19 protein-coding genes are annotated in these 19,910 nt (G+C 64.9%); 1 reads left to right on the top strand and 18 read right to left on the bottom strand.

Translation table 11 applies throughout. The features are described 5' to 3' along the window. Positions 1-4 precede the first annotated feature (4 nt). The 13 genes from MFM001_RS08895 to MFM001_RS08835 form a co-directional block, all read right to left on the bottom strand. A complete protein-coding gene (locus MFM001_RS08895; RefSeq protein WP_116374896.1) occupies positions 5-853 on the bottom strand; it encodes a hypothetical protein in 849 nt (282 codons plus the stop codon). 1 nt (position 854) lies between these two features. After that, positions 855-1,577, bottom strand: a complete 723-nt coding sequence (locus MFM001_RS08890) for a hypothetical protein (protein WP_116374895.1) — start codon at positions 1,575-1,577, stop codon at positions 855-857. A gap of 2 nt (positions 1,578-1,579) precedes the next feature. Next, positions 1,580-2,560, bottom strand: coding sequence for an MlaD family protein (locus MFM001_RS08885; RefSeq protein ID WP_238159037.1), 981 nt, complete (start codon positions 2,558-2,560; stop codon positions 1,580-1,582). Then, a complete protein-coding gene (locus MFM001_RS08880) occupies positions 2,557-3,648 on the bottom strand; it encodes an MlaD family protein (protein WP_116374894.1) in 1,092 nt (363 codons plus the stop codon). Before MFM001_RS08880 ends, MFM001_RS08885 begins: the two co-directional genes overlap by 4 nt. After that, positions 3,645-4,817 (bottom strand): MCE family protein, encoded by a 1,173-nt coding sequence (locus MFM001_RS08875; protein ID WP_116374893.1) that lies wholly within the window; start codon positions 4,815-4,817, stop codon positions 3,645-3,647. Before MFM001_RS08875 ends, MFM001_RS08880 begins: the two co-directional genes overlap by 4 nt. Position 4,818: 1 nt before the next feature. Continuing rightward, entirely contained in the window at positions 4,819-5,835 is a 1,017-nt protein-coding gene (locus MFM001_RS08870) for an MlaD family protein (protein ID WP_116374892.1), read from the bottom strand. Continuing rightward, entirely contained in the window at positions 5,835-6,905 is a 1,071-nt protein-coding gene (locus MFM001_RS08865) for an MlaD family protein (RefSeq protein ID WP_116374891.1), read from the bottom strand. Before MFM001_RS08865 ends, MFM001_RS08870 begins: the two co-directional genes overlap by 1 nt. Beyond that, a complete protein-coding gene (locus MFM001_RS08860) occupies positions 6,902-7,948 on the bottom strand; it encodes an MlaD family protein (protein ID WP_116374890.1) in 1,047 nt (348 codons plus the stop codon). The genes MFM001_RS08865 and MFM001_RS08860 overlap by 4 nt, the downstream gene beginning before the upstream one ends. Before the next feature lie 3 nt (positions 7,949-7,951). Beyond that, entirely contained in the window at positions 7,952-8,824 is an 873-nt protein-coding gene (locus tag MFM001_RS08855; RefSeq protein ID WP_116374889.1) for an ABC transporter permease, read from the bottom strand. Continuing rightward, positions 8,824-9,633, bottom strand: coding sequence for an ABC transporter permease (locus MFM001_RS08850; protein WP_116375079.1), 810 nt, complete (start codon positions 9,631-9,633; stop codon positions 8,824-8,826). Before MFM001_RS08850 ends, MFM001_RS08855 begins: the two co-directional genes overlap by 1 nt. Positions 9,634-9,794: 161 nt before the next feature. Further along, positions 9,795-10,796 carry an alpha/beta hydrolase gene (locus MFM001_RS24800; protein WP_116374888.1) on the bottom strand — a complete coding sequence of 334 codons (1,002 nt, stop codon included), beginning with the start codon at positions 10,794-10,796 and terminating at the stop codon, positions 9,795-9,797. A gap of 113 nt (positions 10,797-10,909) precedes the next feature. After that, positions 10,910-11,518: a TetR/AcrR family transcriptional regulator gene (locus MFM001_RS08840; RefSeq protein WP_116374887.1), complete on the bottom strand. Its 609-nt coding sequence runs from the start codon at positions 11,516-11,518 to the stop codon at positions 10,910-10,912. Beyond that, entirely contained in the window at positions 11,515-12,186 is a 672-nt protein-coding gene (locus tag MFM001_RS08835) for a TetR/AcrR family transcriptional regulator (RefSeq protein WP_160118003.1), read from the bottom strand. Before MFM001_RS08835 ends, MFM001_RS08840 begins: the two co-directional genes overlap by 4 nt. A gap of 122 nt (positions 12,187-12,308) precedes the next feature. On the opposite strand from MFM001_RS08835, the gene MFM001_RS08830 reads away from it, so the two are divergent. Continuing rightward, positions 12,309-13,736 carry an AarF/ABC1/UbiB kinase family protein gene (locus tag MFM001_RS08830; RefSeq protein WP_116374885.1) on the top strand — a complete coding sequence of 476 codons (1,428 nt, stop codon included), beginning with the start codon at positions 12,309-12,311 and terminating at the stop codon, positions 13,734-13,736. On the opposite strand, the gene MFM001_RS08825 is transcribed toward MFM001_RS08830, so the two are convergent. From MFM001_RS08825 to MFM001_RS08805, 5 genes are read right to left on the bottom strand one after another with little or no spacing between them, the layout of a single operon-like run. After that, positions 13,724-15,202 (bottom strand): NAD(P)/FAD-dependent oxidoreductase, encoded by a 1,479-nt coding sequence (locus tag MFM001_RS08825; RefSeq protein WP_116374884.1) that lies wholly within the window; start codon positions 15,200-15,202, stop codon positions 13,724-13,726. The two genes, MFM001_RS08830 and MFM001_RS08825, sit on opposite strands and share 13 nt — an antisense overlap. Positions 15,203-15,261: 59 nt before the next feature. Beyond that, entirely contained in the window at positions 15,262-16,128 is an 867-nt protein-coding gene (locus MFM001_RS08820) for an SDR family NAD(P)-dependent oxidoreductase (RefSeq protein WP_116374883.1), read from the bottom strand. Further along, the gene (locus MFM001_RS08815; protein WP_116374882.1) at positions 16,125-17,687 is read right to left on the bottom strand and encodes an NAD(P)/FAD-dependent oxidoreductase; all 1,563 of its coding nucleotides are present in this window, start codon (positions 17,685-17,687) and stop codon (positions 16,125-16,127) included. The genes MFM001_RS08820 and MFM001_RS08815 overlap by 4 nt, the downstream gene beginning before the upstream one ends. Then, positions 17,684-18,271 (bottom strand): SRPBCC family protein, encoded by a 588-nt coding sequence (locus MFM001_RS08810; RefSeq protein WP_116374881.1) that lies wholly within the window; start codon positions 18,269-18,271, stop codon positions 17,684-17,686. Before MFM001_RS08810 ends, MFM001_RS08815 begins: the two co-directional genes overlap by 4 nt. Then, entirely contained in the window at positions 18,261-19,817 is a 1,557-nt protein-coding gene (locus MFM001_RS08805) for an NAD(P)/FAD-dependent oxidoreductase (protein WP_116374880.1), read from the bottom strand. Before MFM001_RS08805 ends, MFM001_RS08810 begins: the two co-directional genes overlap by 11 nt. Positions 19,818-19,910: the final 93 nt, after the last annotated feature.

Below are 19,910 nucleotides of genomic sequence, written 5' to 3'. Positions count from 1 at the left end.
GCGATTACTGCACACGGCCAGGGCTGCAAACGGGAGGGTTGCCGCCTTCGGGCGGTGAACAGATCGCTACGCGCTCGGCATGAGGCCAGATCGCCTTCGCCGCGGGAGAATCGCAGAACGTGGCCTCGGCCTCGGGCACCGGCAGCTGACCGGAACCGAGGTAGTTGGGGCCGGCGAGCATGTCGACCATCCCAAGCCCCTGTTCCTTGTGCATTCGGCAACTCGCCGTCAACACCCGGTTCGTGCCGGGCTCCAGCTGCTCGGCTTCGATCGTCACCACCGTCACCAGCGAGTACCCGGCGGGAGTTGGCAGGTAGAACCACAGATCGCGGCTGATGAGTGCACCGCCGTTGACCACGAGATAGCCGTCGCCGCTGGGATATACGGCCTGTCCCTCCATCTGAGTGCGTTCGAAATGCACGCGCTCGCCATCTGCCCGCCACACGGAGAACCGGGTGTTCGGGCTGCCGTTGTAGGGATGTTGAGCCATCGGGATGATCAGTTCGTCACGGCCGTCCCCGTCGAGGTCCTGCAAGCCGACGGGGCTGGGACTCGACGGTTCGATCAACTCGTTGATGGTTTGGACGACCTCGCCCGACGGGGCCGTCGCGATGACCTTCACCGCCAGAGGCCCGGGTGCCTCGGGCAGGTTGAAGTACCGGACGTCGAAGTCCATGCCTTTGCCGTCGCCCGAATGGAGGCGGCAATCCTGGTGCGCCAATTGGGTTTTGGGATTGATCACGGTGGCCGTCTGCGCGCACGCGGGCAAGGGTTTGTCCGCCGCCGCGGGCGGGCACAGCACCGTCGCGGCGCCGATCACAGCCAGGGCGACGACGGCTATCGCGCAGCGCATGTCACCTCCCCGGCGGCGCGGGCTGGCCGGGCGCAGGTGCCGGCGCCGGCTGAGGAATTTGATCGGTATTCGCCGGGTGGCTGCCGGTCTTGGGGCCGATGTCGGAGACCTGCCAGGTGTCGCCGACTTTGTTGACGGTGATCTGCAGTGCGATCAGCGACACCTTGGGCTCCGGGTGCTGCAGGTTGCGGGTGGTCTGTGCAGCCGTCACGACCACCTGGTAGATGCCGCCTGGCTGGGCGACGGAATCGGCGGCCAGCACCTCACCGCTCGAAGTGACCTGCGCCTGCAGCATGACGCCCTTGAGCAGGTCCGCAGCGTTGGTGTACTTGTCCTTCAGCGGCTGCGATACGCCGCCCTGGACCGAGCGGAAAAAGGCGTCGGGATCTTCGAAGGTGTACGTCAGCGACTTCTTCGCGTAGTCCTTCGCGACCTGTGCGGCGGCGTTCCGGTCGGCTTCGGCCCGACGCATCGCCGCCAGATCGTCGGCGACGCCACGGTATTTGAGGAACCCGAACACTGCACCGGCGATCACCGCCGCCACCAACACGGCCGAGATCCAAAGCCGGCGATTCCGTGGCTGCGGCCAATGCATTTTTGGCAGTGCGCGCCAACGCTTTTCGGGCTGCGCGGTGTCGTCGCCATCGGCTTTAGCCGGGGCATCCTCCGAAGCCTCGGCGTCCGCGTCAATGTCGATCACCCTATCGATCGTGTCTTCGGTCATGTTCATCCTCCATCATTGGGCTGCTGCTGCGGCACGTTTACTTGCACGCGGACACTGCCGGTGTCGTTGAATGTCGACTCCCAAAGATCCACCCAGTAGCCGGCGTGGAATTTGTAGTCGTGCACCGGCTCCGAAACTCGCTGCAGCGACTCGAAGATCACGCTGAACGAAGGGGCGAGCATGTCGAAGTACTGGGCGAGCTTCGCGACGAGCACGTTGGCCGTATCACCTGGGCCGAAAACGTTCTCACCGTCATGCGAGAAGTGGTCGAACGACTGGATCAGCCGGGTGAATGCCGGCACGGCGTCCGGCAGCACCTTGCCGGTTGCACTCAACGCCTCGCCGAGCCCTATTTCGCTCCACCCGGACGTCAGCCTCGAGATGTTGCCCACGAGTGCTGCCAGCAATTGCTTGTTTTCACTGACATATGTGGCGATCGAGTTGGCGGTGGCCCCTAGCACATCCAGGGCAGCGTCGTCGCCGGTCAACGCCTGGGCGACGTTGGTGACGATGGTGTGCACGTCGGCCGGGTTGACGACCGAGAGCAGCGCGTTGAACCGGGCGAGCAACTCGCTGACCGTGACCGTCGGTGCGACCCGATCGGCGGGGATCACTGAGCCGTCGGTGAGGTAGGGTGGCGCAATGACTTTCGGCTTGAAGTCGACGTACTGCTCGCCGGCGACCGAGAGGGGTTCCACAGTGATCGTGGCGTCGGCGGGGACCGGATAGGCGCCGTCGAGGTCGAGGGAGGCGGCCAGCCCGGTGTGGGTGGCTTGAATACCGGTGACCCGTCCTACTCGGATCCCGCGCATCGTCACCTGTGATGTCGGCAGCAGCCCGCCCGAGTCGTGCAGCATGAGCGTGACATGGGTGAAGTGTTTGGTCGGTCCCGCATGGAGCACGCCGAACGACATATAGCCGGCGCCGAGAACCGTCATGATTGCCAGGATGGCGATGGTGAGGGGTGCATTGACCTTGATCATGGCAGCAGCCCCATCGACCGCAGGACGTCGATCGCTTGGAAGGCCCCGACCCCCGAACCGGTTTCGGGGACCGGCACTCCCGTGGTGGCTGTCGGTGGATGCACCTCGGAGACAATGTATTTCGGCTCATCACCGGGTACGTGCGGGGTCCATGGGTTGAACTTGTCGAAGTACGGGTTGAGCTTGTCGCGGATGAGTCTGACCAGCTTGTCGCCCATCACCGGCCCGGTCATGTCCATGTTGAAGAACGACTCGGTCATCGGTGTGATGTAGGAGAGCAGTTCGATGATGTCGGGCGTGTACGGGGTGACCAATCGGTCCGCGGACCGGCCGAGGTCTTGGGCGTCGTCGATCAGCGCGAGAATGTTCAGGGTCACGCTTTCCAGGCCGGCGAGCTTGGGCGGCCCCTCGTTGACCAGCCGGTCGAAGGTGCCCGTGTTGGCCACCAGGCTGTTGCTGACGTTCTCTGCGTCGGTGACGAGTTCGTCGAGGATCGCCTGGTTGGCGGCCAGGTCGTTCAGCACGCCGCCCAGCTTGGTCTTGATCTGGTTCACCTCGGCGGCGTCCTTGGGGAACGCGTTGTTGAAGTTGACCACGGCCTGTTGCAGCGTGCTGATTGTGCCGCCGCCCAACAGGTTCGACACCGACCGCAACACATCTTCGACATTGGAAACCGGGACGGTGTTGCTCAGCGGAATAGTGTCGCCATTCCGCAGGCTTGCCGGCGCCGGGCGCTCCGGGGGCAGGAGCGCGATGTAGATGTCGCCCAGCACGGTGGCTTGCCGGAGCTCGGCGTGGGTGTTCTGCGGCAGCTGCACATCACCGGAGATGTCGACGTAGGCCACCGCCGTGTTGCCGGCGAGCTGAACCCGGTCCAGGACACCGACCTGCACTCCGCCGGAGTCGACTTTGGTTCTGGCGGGCACATTCAACACGCTGGAGAACTCGATCTTGATCGTGTATTTGCTGCCGGGCACATAGGACCCGGGCACCGGCAGCCGGGTGGGGTCGAGCGAACATGCTGCGGCCATGTTGATGGACAGAGCGCTCAGCAGCGCGGTGAGGGTGCGTAGCCATCGTCCTGTCATGGCAGCCCGGCCCCCAGGATGAGGTCGGCCAAACCGAGGCTGGCCGGGTTGGAGGCGGTCCCAGGTGCGCAGGCGGCTGCGCTGCCCGGGGTGTTTCGCTGCCGCAGCACGGCGCAGATGTCGTTGGCCTGCTGCGGTGAAACCTCCACCTGCCCAGGGGCATACGTGACGTTCTGGTTGGCCCAGGCCGGATGGTAGACGCTTCCCAGCCAATCGGTGTAGGGCTGCACGCCGTTGATGACGCCCGCGATGTTCTGCGAGTAGGCGGCCAGATTGGCTCCGACCCAGGGGATGATCTTGTCGGTGAGGTTGAGATAGACCCGCGGAGCGAAGCGATTCAGCGCGTCCACCAAGATCGGCAGCAAGTGCACGACATGCTCCAGAGCCGAGGCGAAGTTGTCCGACAGCCCCTCGATCAGCTTCGCAGTGTCGGGCAGTGTCTGGATCAGGATGGCGAAGCTGTCCCAATTCTTCTGCTCCAAGAAGAGCGAAGTGACGGCCTCGCTGTTGGCGAACAGCTGCCGGAACGCGGCGTCGGACTTGGCGGGGTCACCCACCATGGTGGCCAAATCCCGCAGCGTTTGGTTGAGTTCGGGGCCAGTGCCGGCCAGCGAGCGGCTCGCCGCCTTGAGGCTGTCATTGAGGGCTTGCACACCCGGCGCCGCAGACGGGTCCTGGCCTTGTTCGGGTCCCAAGATCGCATCCGCGAGTTTGCCTAGCGCAGAGAAGGTTTCGCCGACGCCGATAGGGGTCTTGGTGGATCGCAGGTTGATGCACTGGGGGCCGGTGAACTTCGGTCCGCCCGCATAGGGTTTGGTGAGTTCGATGTTGCGGTCGGTGACGATCGACTGCGAGTAGGTGACGGCGCCGACATCGGCCGGTAGATCGAGATCCTTGGGCACGCTGAAATCAACCTGGACATGATCGGCCATGTTGGTCACCGCGGTCACCTTGCCGACCTCGATGCCCAACAGCGCCACCTTGTTGCCCGGATAAAGCCCGACCGCATCGGTGAATTCGGCGCACATCGCCCGGGTCTTGGCAAGTTTGGGCAGCACGATTTTTGCGCCGACGACAGCGGCCGCTGCGATCGCGGCCACCACGGCCAGGGCCAAGACCATCGCCACCCGGGAGCTCAGCCGGCGGCGGATCGCGGAGATTCCGGTCATGTCAGCAGTGCCTCATGATGCTGGGCAGACACAGGTCCTGTCCGGGCATGAGCCGGTCCTGCTGGTCGATAGCGACACCGTTGCCGCTCAGCATCGGCACCAGGACATGCATCAACTGGTCGTAGCCCGCGGCCGCCTTGGCCAGCCGCTCGGGCGCGGGGTCTGCGAACAAGGTGTCCAAAATGTCGTCGATGGCGTTGACCCACGGCGCAATCTCGCGGCCGTAGAACGTGATCGCGCGATCGACGATGCGGGCGAGTTCGTCGAGCACGGTGAAGTACTCGACGATATCGACGGCTTTCGAGGTATACAGCTGCCCGATATGCGCGAGCTGCTCGACCACAGAAAGGAACTCCTTGCGCCGGGTGACCAGCACCCGCAGGGAATTGTTGGTGAAATCCAGCCCGCGATAGAAGTCGTCGGTGACCTGGCTGAGCGATCGGGTCAGCGCATGGGCGGACTCGATGACGTCGCGCAACGCGTCGGGATACTTGTTGGCTGCGTTGGCGACCTCAGTGAAGGTGTCGTGGATGACCTGGCCGTTGACCTCCTCGACGAGCGGGGTCGCCGCCTGCAGTATGTCGTTGATCTCGTAAGGTGTTGTGGTGCGCTCCGGCGGAATCACCTTGCGTCCCAACGGCAGTGCACCCTTCGGATCAAGAGCCATGTAGTGGCCGCCCAGCGGGGTCAGCAGCTTGACTTCCAGCGTGGATTCGGAACCGACCGCCACCGACCGCTTGACGTCGAATTTCATTTCGACGACGGTCCCGTCCAGCCGGACGCTGGTCACTTTCCCGACCTTGACGCCGGCGATCCGCACTTCGTCGCCGGCTCGGACGCCGGCCGCAGTCGCGAGATGGGCGCTGTAACTGGCCTGCCCAGTCGGATTCAGGTAAGCGAAGGCACTGGCCGCCAGTGCGCTGACGATGACGATGACGCCGATGATCCCGCGCCGGCGACTGCGGGCCGCCGCGGTGCGCTCGTCGAGCACACCGCGCCGCCGCTTGCCGAACACCATTATTTGCACACCACCAGATTCTGATTTTCGAACGACACCTGCCCGACGCCCGGTAGCTCGACTTCGCCGGCCGAACAGGTCAAATCCCTTGCCGGGTACCTGTCTTGGATATCCGCGTGATCGGGCGTGTGCGGCAAATACGGTTGGCCCGTCGCGGGATCGGTTTCGACGAGCGAATCTCGCAGCCCTTGGAGCAGAGTCGGCACCACGGACAGGCCCGCGATGGCCCACGCGAGCTGCGGCGAGGTCCGCGTCGAAAAGTCGTAGAACGGGGTCGTCGTTCCATCGAAGATGCGTTCGGCATATTGCAGGATGTGCACGAGGCTTCGAAAAGCGGGCAGCTCCACGTCGATCGAGGCCCGGAAGGCCTCGGCGCGGGAGTTGAACTTGCCCAGCACGCCGCCAAGTGTGTCGATGAAGTGGAACAATTGCGCCGACTTACCGCCCAGGTCGCGGGAGATCTCGGACAGATTGCGGATCAACAGGGTCACGGCCGCCTGACGGTTCACGGCGACCCCGGAGATGGCGTCGAGGTCATGCAGAACCGCCCCGATCCCGGTTTCGTCGCCCTGAATCACCCGCAGCAGGTTTTCTCCGAACTGGTTGAACTGGGCGGGGTCCAGCGTCTGGAAGACCGGCCGAAATCCGTTGAACAGCTTGGCCACATCGAACGACGGGATGGTCTGCTCGAGCGGGATCGTCGCTCCTGCGGCCAGCCGCGCGCCGGGCTGGGGCGGTTGAACGAGTTCCACGTAGCGCTGGCCGAGCAGGTTCTGATAGCGCACCGCGGCCACGGTGTTCTGATACACGGGGTGGTCGTCGAGCGCGGTGAAGTCGACCTTGGCAATGCGGCCGTCGAGCCGGACCGTCTCGACCTTGCCGACTTGCACACCGGAGATGCGAACGTCGTCGCCGGTGAACAGCCCTGACACGTCGGAGAAGGCTGCGGTGTAGCGCGAGACCGCCCCGCGCACCGGGCTGCGCAATGCGGTCACCACGATCGTCGCGCATACCGCGGCGATCACGGTGAAGACCGTCAACCACAGCACCGCCTTGGACACCCCCCTCACTGCCCACCCCCCGGGGGCAGCGGGGCCGGCTCGGACGGCAGCGCAGCGGCCAACCCCGGCATCGTGTTCATGATGACCTCGGTTCGCATCTGAACCTGGCCGTCTATCACCGGGAACGCGGTGCTGATGCGGTCGAATAGACCCGGGAGCCGGTCATATGCCGGGAACCAGCTGCCGACGAAAAACGTCAGAGGGACTGCCAAATTCAGCGTCGCGGCAACGGCGGGGATGAGCCAGTAGTTGTTGTCCACGATCAGCTGGCCGGCATCGATGAGCAGCCCACCGGTCTCGTTCAAGACGCGATTCGTCCGGTCGACTCCGGCGGGCTGCGCCAAAAACGCCAACCCGTCGAGCAGGTTGTTCATCAGCCCGAAAAGCGGGATGAAATCGTTGGCGCCGTTGGCAACTGAAGCCACCATCGACAGCGACTGCGAGAACGGCACGGTCTGGGCGTCGGCCAGGATCTTCGCGAGGTCGAATGCCGATCTGACCACCGGCTCGACCAGGTCGGCGCGTTGGCCCAGAACCTTGACAATGTGATTGAACTGGGGCGCGTCCAGGATCTCGCTGAGTTTCTGGGTCTGGCGCAGCATCCCGGTGATGGAGACAGCTTCCGTGCCGGCGGGCATCACCAGCGTCTGGTTCGCGCGCAGCGGGCCGCCTTTGCCGTCGCTGACGAGTTCGACCACGGCGCTGCCGAAGACGTTCGACGACGAGAACTTGGCTTTGGTGTCGGCGGTAAGGGCTTTCGCTTGGCGCGGGTCCAGCAGCACCGTCATTTTCTGTTTGTTGTATCCGATGGACTGCAGTGTCTTTACCGATCCGATGGCCAGGCCGTGGAACTTCACCTCCGCGCCGGGCGCCAGGCCCTCGCCGATGGTGTCGGCCACCACCGTCAGCGCAAATGTGTCGTCGTACTTGCCGGTGGCCAGTTGCTGCAGCACCAGAACGACGACGCCCAGCAGCGCGGCGACGATCAAGCCGCGGATGCGCAACTTGAGGGAACTGGGACCGCGCCCGGCTTGATCTGAATACCTCGGCATGCCCTACCCCGATATCCGCACGCCAGAGTTGTTGCCCCAGAACAGCAATGTCAGCACCATGTCAGCGACAACCACGGTGATGATGCTGGCGCGGATCGCCCGCCCGGAGGCCCGTCCGACACCTTCTGGACCGCCGCCGGCGTAGTAGCCCTGGTAGCCGTGGATGGCGATGATCACGGTGACGAAGATGACCGCTTTGATCAGTGAGAACGCCACGTCGGAGGGTTGAATGAACGAGTCGAAGTAATGGTGGTAGGTACCCGACGACTGGCCGTGGATCACGTTGACCACCACCGCGCAGGACACGTAGCTCAGCACCAGTGTCAGCACGTAGAGCGGAACGATCGTCATCATCCCGGCGATGACGCGAGTGGTCACCACGAACGGAATCGATTGAATGCCTTGAGCTTCCAGCGCGTCGATTTCCTCGGAAATCCGCATCGCGCCGATTTCGGCGGTCATCCGGGTGCCGGCCTGGGCGGCAAAGCCGATCGCGGCGATCATCGGCGCCATCTCGCGAGTGTTCGCATAAGCGGAGACGAACCCGGTCAGCGGGCCCATCCCGACCATGTCCAGCGCTGCATACCCTTCCACGCCCACCGAGCCGCCGACGGCGGCGCCGAGAAACACCAGGACCCCGATGGTGCCGCCTCCGACGATCAGCGACCCGTTGCCCCAGACCATGTCGACCAGCAGCGCGCCGGTCTGCCGCCGGTACCGGCGCAGCGTCCGGGGAATCGCTCCGAGCACCTGGAACAGGAAAGTAGCTTGGTGGCCAAGGGTTTCGGCCATTCCGGCACCTGTGTCGACGACCCACCACGGGCCACGCGCTGCCCAACCCAAACCGTGGGGCAGATGCCGTGACGGGGTCGCCATCAGCCGACCCTCGTCGGCATGAACATGGTGACCAACTGGGTGATCACCAAATTGAGCACGAACACCGCGACCACACCGATGACCACCGCCGCATTGACGGCGTCGGCGACGCCGCGGGCGCCTCCCTTGGTCTCCAGGCCTCGCTGACAAGCGATGAGGATCACCACCACGCCAAACAGCCATGTCTTGACCAGTGCGACAACGACATCGGCGACACTCGCGAACGAGGCGAACGAGGCGATGTAGCTGCCCGGAGTGCCCGATTGGAAGCCCACATTGATCAGGTAACCCGCGCCCAGCCCCATGAAGATGATGAAGACGCACAACAGCGGCGCTACGAACAGAATCGCGGCCAGTCGGGGTGTGACCAGCCGCTGCACCGGGTCAATACCCATGACGCGCAACGCATCGACCTCTTCGCGGATGGTGCGCGCGCCCAGGTCGGTGGTCACCGCCGAACCTGCCGCCCCACCGAGCAACAGCGCGGCCACAATCGGCGCCCCCTGACGGATCACGCCCAGCCCACCGGCCGCACCCGAGATCGACGTCGCGCCAACCTGTTGGATCACGCTGCCCACCTGCACGGCGACAATGACCCCGAATGGGATGGACACCAGCAACGCTGGTATCGCGGTGACGCTGACGATGAACCAGGCCTGGTTGACGGTGTCTCGCCACGGATGGCGCAACCGAATGAGGTCCGCCGCCAGGTAGATCCCCGACTGGGCGGCCAACTCCAAGAAGCGGCCCAGGGTCTTCAACGACGAGTCGGCCTGGTTTAGGCCGTAGCGCAGCGGCCGGGCCAGCATCACCAGCACCTGGCCACCGATCGACGAATCCGTCAGCGGCGCAGGCTCTTCCGGCACAGGGGGCCTCTGACCGTTGGCGTCGACGTCGGCACTGCCGGTGGTCCCGCGCGCATCCTCTGAGGCCTCTTCCCGGGCCTCGGCCGCCGCGCGCGTGGCTGGAGTCAACGGCAAACTCCCCGCTTCACCTCGACACTGCGCAGAAACGCGCCGATTTCCGCCACAGCCGCCCGCGCGGGCGCCATCAGCAGCGCGGCGGCCTGGAACACGTGGAACTGTCCCTCCCAGACCTGCAGTTGGCATGGCACCCCTGCGGCGGCGATGCGGTCGGACAATTCCTGGGCGCCGTCGTAGAGCACCTCGCGGGTGCCGACCTGAATCAATGTCGGCGGCAGTTGCCTGAGGTCCGCCGATGCCAGCCGCACGGGCGGCAGCTCAGCAGAGGGCCGCGCCGCCACCGCGGCGAGCTTGCGGCTGATCGCCCGGATCGTCGACCCGGTCAGCAGGGGATCGTCGGCGTCGTCGTCGACGGGAAAGTCAGGGTCGACCCACGTCATGGGAGATATCAGGGCCAAGGCGTGGGGCCGGCCCAATCCTGCCCGCGCAACGGCGAGCGCGGTGGCGACGGCAAGGTAACCGCCCGCCGAGTCGCCGACCACGCTGATGTTCTCCGCTGAATAGCCCAGCCCGATCAGCGCGCGGAACCCGTCGACGGCGTCCTCGAGCGCTTCACCGAGACCGTGCCGCGGCAGCTGCCGGTAGCAGACGGCAAGCGCCGGGCGCTCTGCGGCGTGGGCGATGTCGGCCGCCAGCCGTCGGTGAGTGTGCAGCCCGCAGGTGATGAAGCCGCCGCCGTGCAGGTAGAGGATCGCGGTGCCGGAATCGGCGACTGTCCGGGGCGTGATGAGCTCGGCGCGGCAGTTCGGCAGCGCAACCGTGCGCCGGTGTACTTTGCGCGGACGCGGCAAGACGATGGCTGCCCCGTCGACCAGCGCAAAGGGCCAGCGAGCGTCGGGGAAGCGCGCGAAGAGCGAGATCACCGGCCGGACGAACGTCACCAGCAGGGCGGCCAGGACGCGCGAAACCAGGCCCGGTCCGGGGAAGCGGACCAATTCGGGCCGGTTTCGGCCGGTGTGGTCGACCGCGGTTCCGGCGACAAGCGACATTGGACCCCCAACCGAAGCTCTACCAGGCGGCTAATTAGCAGACTGATGCGTCACTCGGGGTGAGTTAACCACACGGTGTGGCCTCTGTCACCCCTTATCGTGGGAACCGCTCGTCACGCGCTCTGCGGTTGGCCGAGGCCGGCTCGCAGAAGTTCACGGGCTTGGCCGATGACATGATCGAGACCGCCCGGAAGCGGAGCCCCGCCCTGCGCGGGCAGCAGCATGGCGAGGCTCATGCAGACCAGCATCTCGCCCAGCACTTCGCTGTCGAGCCCGCGACGTAGATACCCCTTGGCGATGCCGTGGTCGATCTGCCGCTGCACCGAGTGGGCGAACGACCGAAAGATGTCGACGACCCGTTGGGTGAGCTGCTCGTCGATGGCACCGGCGTCGAAGACGATCAGTGAGACCACCTTGTTGTCGGCATCCGACAGCGAATGCAACGCTCGCCACGGTGCGGTCACCGCGTCGAGGAACTCGTCGAGGTTTTCGGCGAGCTCCTCCGGTGGAGATAGTTCCGGCGCTCGCTCTTCCAACCCCAGATCGATGACAGCATCGAGGATTTCACGCCGATTGGCGAAGTAGTTGTAGAACGAGCCGTGCCCCAGCCCGGCCGCGGCGACAATGTCGGCGACCGAGGTGTTGCGGTAGCCGCGGTCGGTGAAGACTTCGAATGCGGCGCGGGTCAGCTGGACCCGACGGTCTGGCTGCGCGCTCGTCACCGATCGGTCTCCTCGGTGAACAGCGCGTGGCGCGCGAAATCCGCCAGCGCCGCCCGGTAGCGGTCGCGAGTGGCGGCGTCTCGCTCACCCATCACCTCGCGAAGGCCAGCGGGCAGCAGCAGCTTTGTGGCCAGCAGGCCCAGCACTTCGGGGTCGAGGCCGAGCCGAATGAACCCGGCATCCTGTGCCTCCTCGAACAGGCTGGCCGTCATCCGCACCACGGTGGTTTCCACCCCGAGCATGCGCAGCTTGAGCTCCTCGTCCATCGCTCCGACTTCGACAACCACCAGCGACAGCAACTCCGGCTGGCGGTCGAAGGTTTCGGTGATTGCCGACAGCGCGGCGTCAAGACGTTCAAGCAAATCGGTCGGCCCGCGCAGCGGTTTGTCGATGTGCAGCAGGGGCCGGGCTACCCGGATCACTTCCTCGACCGAGTAGTCGAACACCAGGTCCAGCAGGTCCCGTTTGCTTGCCACGTAGCGGTAGATGGTGCCCTGCCCGACACCGGCATGGCGGGCGATGTCGGACATCGTGGTCGCCTCGAAGCCGCGCTCGGCGAACACCGCGACCGCCGAGGCAATGATCTGCGCGCGGCGTTGCTCCTCGAGATTCTCGATCGGCGGCCGGCCCCGTTTGCGGCGGGGTGGGTTTGCGGCCTCAGCGACCACAGCGCCGATCCGATGGCATTGCGCGCCTCCCGCTGATGGATTGATTGTGCTGACTTGACCGATCGAAAGATTTCCCGGACTGCGGTGTCAGAACCAATTTAGCACCTGGATAAGGTGGTCCCATGGCGAACGGCCCGGCACCGTCGAAGGACGCCGACGCGCTGGCGACGTCGCGGTTGGGCCGGGGCGCGCGGCTGGGGGGACTCGTTGCCAAGCAGACGTTGCGGCGGGTGACGATCAAAGCCGGATCGATCGTTGTCGCCGAAAGCCGGCGTGAGGCGATGCTGGATCGGGCCAACGAGCGCATCGCGCGCGACTTCGTAGCCGTGCTCGGCAATATGCGCGGCGCGGCAATGAAAATCGGGCAGTTGCTGTCGGTGATCGACCTCGGAATCGTCGACGCACGTTCGCGGGACTACTTCCGCCAACAGCTTTCCAAACTGCAGGGCTCGATCAATGCCATGCCGTTCGAGACCATGCGCCCGGTGATCGAAGCCGAGCTCGGCGCCCCGGTCGAGCGGCTGTTCGCGTCGTTCGACACCGACGCGTTCGCGGCCGCGTCCATCGGACAGGTCTACCGCGCGGTGACGCACGACGGTCGCGACGTGGCGGTGAAAGTGCAGTATCCCGGTGTTCGCACCGCGGTGCGGGCCGACCTGAAAAACCTCGCGTTGTTCCTGCGCATGTGGAAGGCGGCCATACCCACTGTGGCGGCCCGTGAGTTTCTCGACGAGATCACCCACGAGTTGTCGCGCGAAGTCGACTACCGCCAGGAGTTGGCCAGCCAGGCCCGCGTCGCCGCCCGGTACGCCGATCATCCGTTCATCCATGTGCCTCGCCCGATCGCGGAGTTGAGCTCGGAGTCGGTGCTGACCACCGAGTACGTGGCGGGAATGCCGGCCGCCGACGTTGCGCAGCTGCCCGCGGCGGAGCGAGACCGCATCGGGGAGATCATCTATCGGTTCTACCTCGGCTCGTTGTTTCACGACTGTGAGTTCAACGGCGACGCGCACCCGGGCAATTTTCTGTATCTGCCCGACGGTCGGGTCGCGTTCCTGGACTTCGGGCTCTACAAGCACATGGACCCCACTGCCGTCGAGTTCGAACGGCGTGCGGCGCAGCTGTGCATCGCCGGCGACGGCGAGGGTCTGCGGGCGAGCATGGAAGAGTACGGCGTGCTGCGGCCGGGATCGAGGGTGTCGGCGCAGGATTGCCTGGAGTACACGCTGGATGCCGCGGGCTGGAATTTCGTCGACGAGTACGTGGTGGTGCGGCCGATCGACGTCAGTGCGGCCCTGCTGGGCGTCGTCAGTCCGGCCGCCGAATCCTTTCAGACGATGCGCAACGAGCGGCTGCCACCGGAGCATTTATTTTCCCGGCGACTGGATTTCCTGTTGTTCGGGACGCTGAGCCAAATCGGCGCCGGCGCAAACTGGTTCCGCATCGCTGCGGAGTGGATCTACGGCGCGGAGCCGGTCACCGAGCTCGGCCGGGCCGAGGCGCAGTGGCGACAGCGAACGGCGGAAAGCCGCGTCGGTCAGGACTCGTAGACGTAGTCGTCGAGGTCGAATGTCCTTGACGCGCGCGTCGACTGGTAGGCAGTGGTCGGCCGCAGGAACGAGAAGTCGCCGTTCTTGTCGATGTAGTAGCTGTTGGAGTCGATGCAGGCGCGGCCGTGCATCAGGGTCGCCGAGCCGCGGCGGTCGACGAACCGGTGGAACCGATCGTTGGCTTCGGCGGAGATCTCGACCGCCGTCGCGCCGCGCCGAAGTGCCTCGTCGATCACCCGCAGGGCGTGCCGTGCCGCGTTCTCGACCATGACGTGCCAAGAACTTCCGGACCACGCGTACGGACCGAACACCATGAACGTGTTGGGCAAGCCGGGCATCGACACACCTTCGTACGCGGTGGCACGCTGGGTGTCGTAGAACGATGCGAGGTCGAACCCGTTGCGGCCCTTGACCGGCCGCATCCGGTACACCAGCGGACTGTTCGACATTTCGAAGCCGGTTGCCAACACGAGCACGTCGATGTCACGTTCGACGCCGTCGCGGGTCCGGATGCCGGTGGCGGTGATCCGCTCTATCGGGTCGGTGACCAGCGTGACGTTGTCCTTGGTGAAGGTTTTGTAGTACACGTTCGACACGCTGGGCCGCTTGCACCCGAATCCATAACGGGGAGTGAGTTTTTGTCGTAGCTCACGATCGCGGACCTGGGTGAACAGATATGCCCGGCACGCCCACGCCGGGATTCGGGCCAGCGGCGCGATCTGCTTGCCGTAGACGGTTATTGCGACCAGGCCGACCTCGACGAAAGCGGCGACGATCCCGCGCATCAGCGTCTGCAGAAACGGCATCGCTTTGAATGCGGTCTGGACGGGCTTCGGGATCGGGAAATCCGGCTTGGCGAATACCCAGATCGCCCTCCGTTGGTAGACGTCGAGCCTCGCAGCGGTTTTCGCGAGTTCGGGCACCACCTGGATGGCGGTGGCGCCCGTTCCGATGACCGCGATCCGTTTTCCGGCGGGATCGAAATCGTCGTCCCAGGCCTGGGTCTGGATCACTTTGCCGGTGAAATCTTCGAGCCCCGCGATGTCGGGAACGCGTGGTTCGACGAAGGCTCCGGTGGCGGTGATCACGAAACGTGCTGTGACGCTGGATCCGTCATTCAAAGTCAGGATCCAGTAGTGATTGTCCTCGTCCCAGTCGCGGCGCATCACCTCGGTTCGTAACCTGAGGTGGCTCCGCAGCCCGTATTTGTCGGCGAGGTGATTGATATAGTCGCGGACCTCGGCCCCCTTGGGAAACGTGCGCGACCAGAACGGCGATTTCTCGAACGAGAACTGGTAGACGATGCCGGGGATGTCCACCGCGACATCGGGGTAACGGTTGGAGTGCCACGTCCCGCCGATATCGTCGGCGCGCTCGAAGATGGTGAAATCACCGTGGCCGGCCCGTTGCAGATGAATCGCGACGCCGAGGCCGCCGATGCCGGCCCCGATGATCGCCACCAGCATGTCCGGCCGGCGACGGCCCGGGGTCGAGTCCGCCTCGGCGGACCTCAATTCACTGGTTGTCACGTCGTCACCTCCGGCGTGATATTGGCTGCAATGCGTGCGTCATATTCGGCTCGCGCCGTCCGGTCGATCGGGCCCATCGTTCGATCCGCGTTCACCAGCCGCCGGCCTAACAGCCACATGCGCTCCGGGATGAGGCTCGCCGCGGTGAACAACGGCGTGAGACCCATCGGTGCGCTTGCCAGGGGCGGTCTGGTACGCACTGTCGAAACGATCCGCCTCGCCACAACATTCGGGGAGAGCACGCCGATACTCAACACGCCCAACGGAATGCCGTCGACCAGTTGGGTTTTGATTGCCGAGGGCAGGACCGCCGTGACCGATACGCCGTGTGGGCGCAGCTCCTCGCGCAGACTGCGGCTAAAGGCGGTCGCGGCGTGTTTGGACGCCGTGTAACTGGCCAGCCCGGCCGAGTGCAGCTTTCCCGCAGCCGAAGTGACGTTGACGATGTGTCCGCGGCCGCGCGCGATCATGCGCGGGGCGACGAGGCGTGCGGCGTGCATGTGCGCCGCCACGTTGACATCGAATACTGCTCGGGTGACTTCGGCTGACTCGACGAGAAATGGCCCGATCGGCATGATCCCAGCGTTGTTGACCAGGATGTCGATCTCTCCCAGGTCGTCTTCGATCTCGTCGAGAAACATTTTGTAGCTGTCGAGTTGGGCCACGTTGACGGGATAGGCGCGGATGCCGCGTCCCAGAAAGTCTGCCGCCGCCGCGGCCGCCTCGCCGTCGAGGTCGCCGATGGCCACTCGGGCGCCGCGCTGGGCGAAGCGTTTCGCGGTGGCCAGGCCGATGCCCCGGGCGGCGCCGGTGACGACGACCACTGCGCCGTCTAGCCGGATTCTCGGGTATGCCCCGATCATGGAATCTCTCCGGAGACCAGTTCGGCCCGGGCGGTTTCGGTCTGTGCGACCGGCTTTCGCCACAGATAGTCGTCGAACGGATAGCTGGCCGCCGCGCGCCGCGACTGCAACGCAGTGGTCGGCCGGATGTAGGGCATGTCGCCGTGGGAGTTGACGTAGTAGGTGCGCAGACCCTTGTTGCGAACCTGGAAGTAATGCTGAATGTTTCGGCCCTGATGCTGGATCTTCTCGTGGTAGGCCCGCTGCGCTTCGGCGGTGACTTCGACGTAAGCGGCGCCACGACGAACAGCCTCGACAATCGCCCGAACGGCGTGTTGAGCGGACGACTCCACCATGAAATGCCAGCCGGTGCCGGTCCACGAATAGGGGCCCACCAGCATCCACCGGTTCGGCAAGCCGTGCACGGCGACGCTCTCGTAAGCCTGCAGCTGGTTCTGCGCGAAGAAGTCGCCGAGATCGAAGCCGTTGACACCCACGACCATTCCGGGCTTGTAGGTCTCGGGATCGGAGAACAGTTCGTAGCCGACCGCGACGACCAAAGCATCCAGCTGGGATTCGCGGCCGTCGGCGGTTCGCACTCCGGAAGGGGTGATCTCACTGATCGGCGAATCCACCAACTCGACGTTGTCGCGGTTGAACGCTTGCAGAAACGCGTTCGACAACGTAGGGCGCTTGCCGAGCAGACCGTACCGCGGAGTCAGAGCACGCCGGGTGCGCCGATCACGCACGACCGCCCGCAGATAACCGCGGTAGACGGCGCGCGCCCCCGAATCCATCAGCGCCGCCACAGGGTTCGCAATGGCCGGCGGCGTGTAAACCAGCAGCCGGGTCAGGGTCTCCACCAGCAGCAGCGCCACCCCGGAAAGAACCGCCTGAGTTGTCCGGCGGCCGAGAATCGCCCGCAGCCACGGGCCGATGGTGAAATCTGGCTTCGGCCAGCACCATACGGGCGTGCGCTGGAACACCGTCAAGGTCTCGACGAGCGGGGCGATGGCCGGGGTTATCTGTACCGAACTGGCCCCGGTGCCGATCACGCCGACCCGCTTGCCGGTCAGGTCATAGTTGTGATCCCACTCGGTGGGCCGCAGGATCTTTCCGGCGAAGCTGTCGTAGCCGGGTATGCCGGGGTCGTCTTTGGGATTGATGAAGGCGCCGACGGCGCTGATCACGAATCGCGCGGTGATCACCTCGCCTGTGGCTGTGTGCAGCCGCCAGGCCATGGCCGTGTCGTCCCACTGCTCTTTGACGACATTCACTCCGAATCGGATGTGCGGATACACGCCGTGTTCGCGGGCGACCGCATCGTGGTAAGCCCAGACCTCCGCGCCGGCGGGAAACATTCGTGACCACGTGGTGTTCTTGGCGAACGAATACTGGTAGGTGAAGCTCGGGACGTCTACGCCGATGCCGGGATAGTCGTTGTCGCGCCAACTTCCGCCGGGTGCGGCTGCGCGTTCCAGGACCACGAAGTCGTCGATGCCGGCCTCGAGGAGCCGGACCCCGGCTGCGATGCCGCCCGGTCCGGCGCCGATGACGGCCACGTTGTACTGCGGATTCATGTGTGGTCCTTGCTGTTTAGCCCTAGCGGGATTCCCGTTGTGAGTTGCGGCGGCGCGTGCGACGGCAGTTCGCGTTCCAGGCCGCCCAACCCGATCCAGAAGATCGGTTGCAGGACGGCTGCGACCGGGCGCAGTGCAAAGCGCACACCTGGTATCCGACGCAGGTATCGCGGTGCGCAGGCTAGCGTCCACTTCACCGTGGCATGCCCGGGATTGTCGGCCGGCTCCACCCGGTATTCCTCGCACCAGGACCCGAACACCGGCAGTGTGGCATCAATCGCGGTGTAGCGCATCATCATTCGCGTCGCATCGAATTCGATGAGCTGCTCGTGCTGGGCGAACACCAGCCACTTGTGGACGTGCATCTGGAAATCGCGGATCACGCCGGCTGCCGGCTCGGTGGCCACTGGGTAGCGACATCCCCAGACCGTCGGCAGCCAGGACCACATCCGGCTGTCGGCGATGACCCCCCAAACATGTTCCGCCGGGGCAGCGAAGCTGCGTTGGACGTGAGTGACGAACGGTGCCGTCTGGAAGAACTCGTCGGCATGTTCCGCGGTAATCGGTATGGCGTCAAACCGCATATCTGGCCTCTCGTGCACGACTAGTCAGGCGGGTGAACTCGTAATCTGACGCCGGGAACCGCACGCTGCGACGGCGTGACTGCAGGATGGTCCACGGCCGCACATACGGCGTATCCCCGTGGGAGTTGATGAAGTAGCTGTTCGAACCCGCGCAGTTGAAGCTGAAGTAGCGCTGAAGGTTGGCGCCGCTGCGTCGCAAGTCTGCCTGGAACCGGGCCAGCGCATCCTTGGTCACTTCGACCCGGGTTGCGTTCTGGGCACGGGCCAGCCCGATCACGGCGCTGATATGCCGCATCGAGTTCTCGAGGATGTAGTGGAAACTGGTGCCCGTCCAGGAATATGGTCCGACCATCATGAACCGGTTCGGCAGGCCCGGGACCGTCACGCTCTGGTAGGCCTGCAAGCCGTTGCGGTGATAGAACTCCGCAAGGTCAAACCCGTTGCTGCCCAGGACTGTCCCGATCCGATACGTTTCGGGGTCGGAGAACATCTCGTAGCCGGTGGCCAGCACGAGGACGTCGATTGGCCGTTCCACTCCCGCGGTGTCGACAATTCCGTGCGGCGTGACCCGGTCGATCCCGATACTGATCAGCTCTACGTTGCGACGGTTGAACACCGGAAGGTAATCGCCGCCGAGAGTTCCCCGCGTGCAACCTGCACCGAAGCGGGGACGAAGCTGGGAACGGACCTGGCGGTCGCGGACTTTGTAGAGCAACCACAGCATGTAGGCCAATAGCGCCACGCGGTCGAAAACTGCTGCGCCCACACGAAAGAGCGGTCGGGGTGTGTAGATCAGGACCCGAAGCCCGGCCTCGATGAACGCCAGCGCCACCGAGTGCACCGTGTTGGCGAACCGGCGATGGGCCAGCATCCGTTGAACCGGAACGGGAACCGGGAAGTCCGGTTTGGGGAAGTACCACTGCGGGGTGCGCTGATAGATGTCGAGCTTGGCGACGTCGCGGGCGATCGCCGGCGCGATCTGCACCGTGGAACTGCCGACGCCGATGATGCCGACATTCTTTCCCCGCAAATCCAAATCATGCTGCCAGCGCGAGGGAATCAGGACGGGTCCGGCGAAGCTGTTCAGCCCGGGGATGTCCGGCTGGGTTTTCGGGTTGATGTAGGCGCCGATGGCGCTGATGACAAAGCGTGCGGTGATGACGTCCCCGTCGGCGGTGTGCAACTGCCATTGATGGGTCTCGTCGTCGAAAACCTCTCGCTCCACTCGGGTGTTGAACCGCGCGTGCGCGTACAGGCGGTGAGTCATGGCCAAATCGAGGATGTACTGCCGGATCTCGTCGCCGTCGGCAAAGAACCGTCGCCAGTTGCCTTTTGGCGCAAACGAGAACTGGTAGGCGATCGCCGGTATGTCGGCGCCCACCCCGGGATAGGTGTTACGCAGCCACGTGCCGCCGAAACCTGCATCCCGGTCGATGATCACGAAATCCTCTACGCCGATTTCGCGCAGTTTGATCGCGGCGCAGATCCCGCCCAGGCCGGCGCCGATGATGGCAACTTCATGGTCGGGCACTTCGTCGGGTTGCATCGCGTCCTTCCACCAGTCACCGGCTCTTGTCGCTTCCGAAATAATCGGACTGATATGTCACTCTGTCAAGCCACACGCGGGTCCCGCCGGCTT

It is taken from the genome of Mycobacterium sp. MFM001, from assembly GCF_003402475.1.
Classification (GTDB): domain Bacteria; phylum Actinomycetota; class Actinomycetes; order Mycobacteriales; family Mycobacteriaceae; genus Mycobacterium.
The sequence above is the reverse complement of the archived record's forward strand: the minus strand, read 5'-3'. Positions and strand labels throughout refer to the sequence as shown.

Excerpts from the sequence above, each read along its gene's own strand:
- MFM001_RS08895 (WP_116374896.1), bottom strand. The coding sequence starts at position 853 with ATGCGCTGCGCGATAGCCGTCGTCGCCCTGGCTGTGATCGGCGCCGCG.
- MFM001_RS08890 (WP_116374895.1), bottom strand. The coding sequence starts at position 1,577 with ATGACCGAAGACACGATCGATAGGGTGATCGACATTGACGCGGACGCC.
- MFM001_RS08885 (WP_238159037.1), bottom strand. The coding sequence starts at position 2,560 with ATGATCAAGGTCAATGCACCCCTCACCATCGCCATCCTGGCAATCATG.
- MFM001_RS08880 (WP_116374894.1), bottom strand. The coding sequence starts at position 3,648 with ATGACAGGACGATGGCTACGCACCCTCACCGCGCTGCTGAGCGCTCTG.
- MFM001_RS08875 (WP_116374893.1), bottom strand. The coding sequence starts at position 4,817 with ATGACCGGAATCTCCGCGATCCGCCGCCGGCTGAGCTCCCGGGTGGCG.
- MFM001_RS08870 (WP_116374892.1), bottom strand. The coding sequence starts at position 5,835 with ATGGTGTTCGGCAAGCGGCGGCGCGGTGTGCTCGACGAGCGCACCGCG.
- MFM001_RS08860 (WP_116374890.1), bottom strand. The coding sequence starts at position 7,948 with ATGCCGAGGTATTCAGATCAAGCCGGGCGCGGTCCCAGTTCCCTCAAG.
- MFM001_RS08855 (WP_116374889.1), bottom strand. The coding sequence starts at position 8,824 with ATGGCGACCCCGTCACGGCATCTGCCCCACGGTTTGGGTTGGGCAGCG.
- MFM001_RS08850 (WP_116375079.1), bottom strand. The coding sequence starts at position 9,633 with ATGCTGGCCCGGCCGCTGCGCTACGGCCTAAACCAGGCCGACTCGTCG.
- MFM001_RS24800 (WP_116374888.1), bottom strand. The coding sequence starts at position 10,796 with ATGTCGCTTGTCGCCGGAACCGCGGTCGACCACACCGGCCGAAACCGG.
- MFM001_RS08830 (WP_116374885.1), top strand. The coding sequence starts at position 12,309 with ATGGCGAACGGCCCGGCACCGTCGAAGGACGCCGACGCGCTGGCGACG.
- MFM001_RS08825 (WP_116374884.1), bottom strand. The coding sequence starts at position 15,202 with ATGCTGGTGGCGATCATCGGGGCCGGCATCGGCGGCCTCGGCGTCGCG.
- MFM001_RS08820 (WP_116374883.1), bottom strand. The coding sequence starts at position 16,128 with ATGATCGGGGCATACCCGAGAATCCGGCTAGACGGCGCAGTGGTCGTC.
- MFM001_RS08815 (WP_116374882.1), bottom strand. The coding sequence starts at position 17,687 with ATGAATCCGCAGTACAACGTGGCCGTCATCGGCGCCGGACCGGGCGGC.
- MFM001_RS08810 (WP_116374881.1), bottom strand. The coding sequence starts at position 18,271 with ATGCGGTTTGACGCCATACCGATTACCGCGGAACATGCCGACGAGTTC.
- MFM001_RS08805 (WP_116374880.1), bottom strand. The coding sequence starts at position 19,817 with ATGCAACCCGACGAAGTGCCCGACCATGAAGTTGCCATCATCGGCGCC.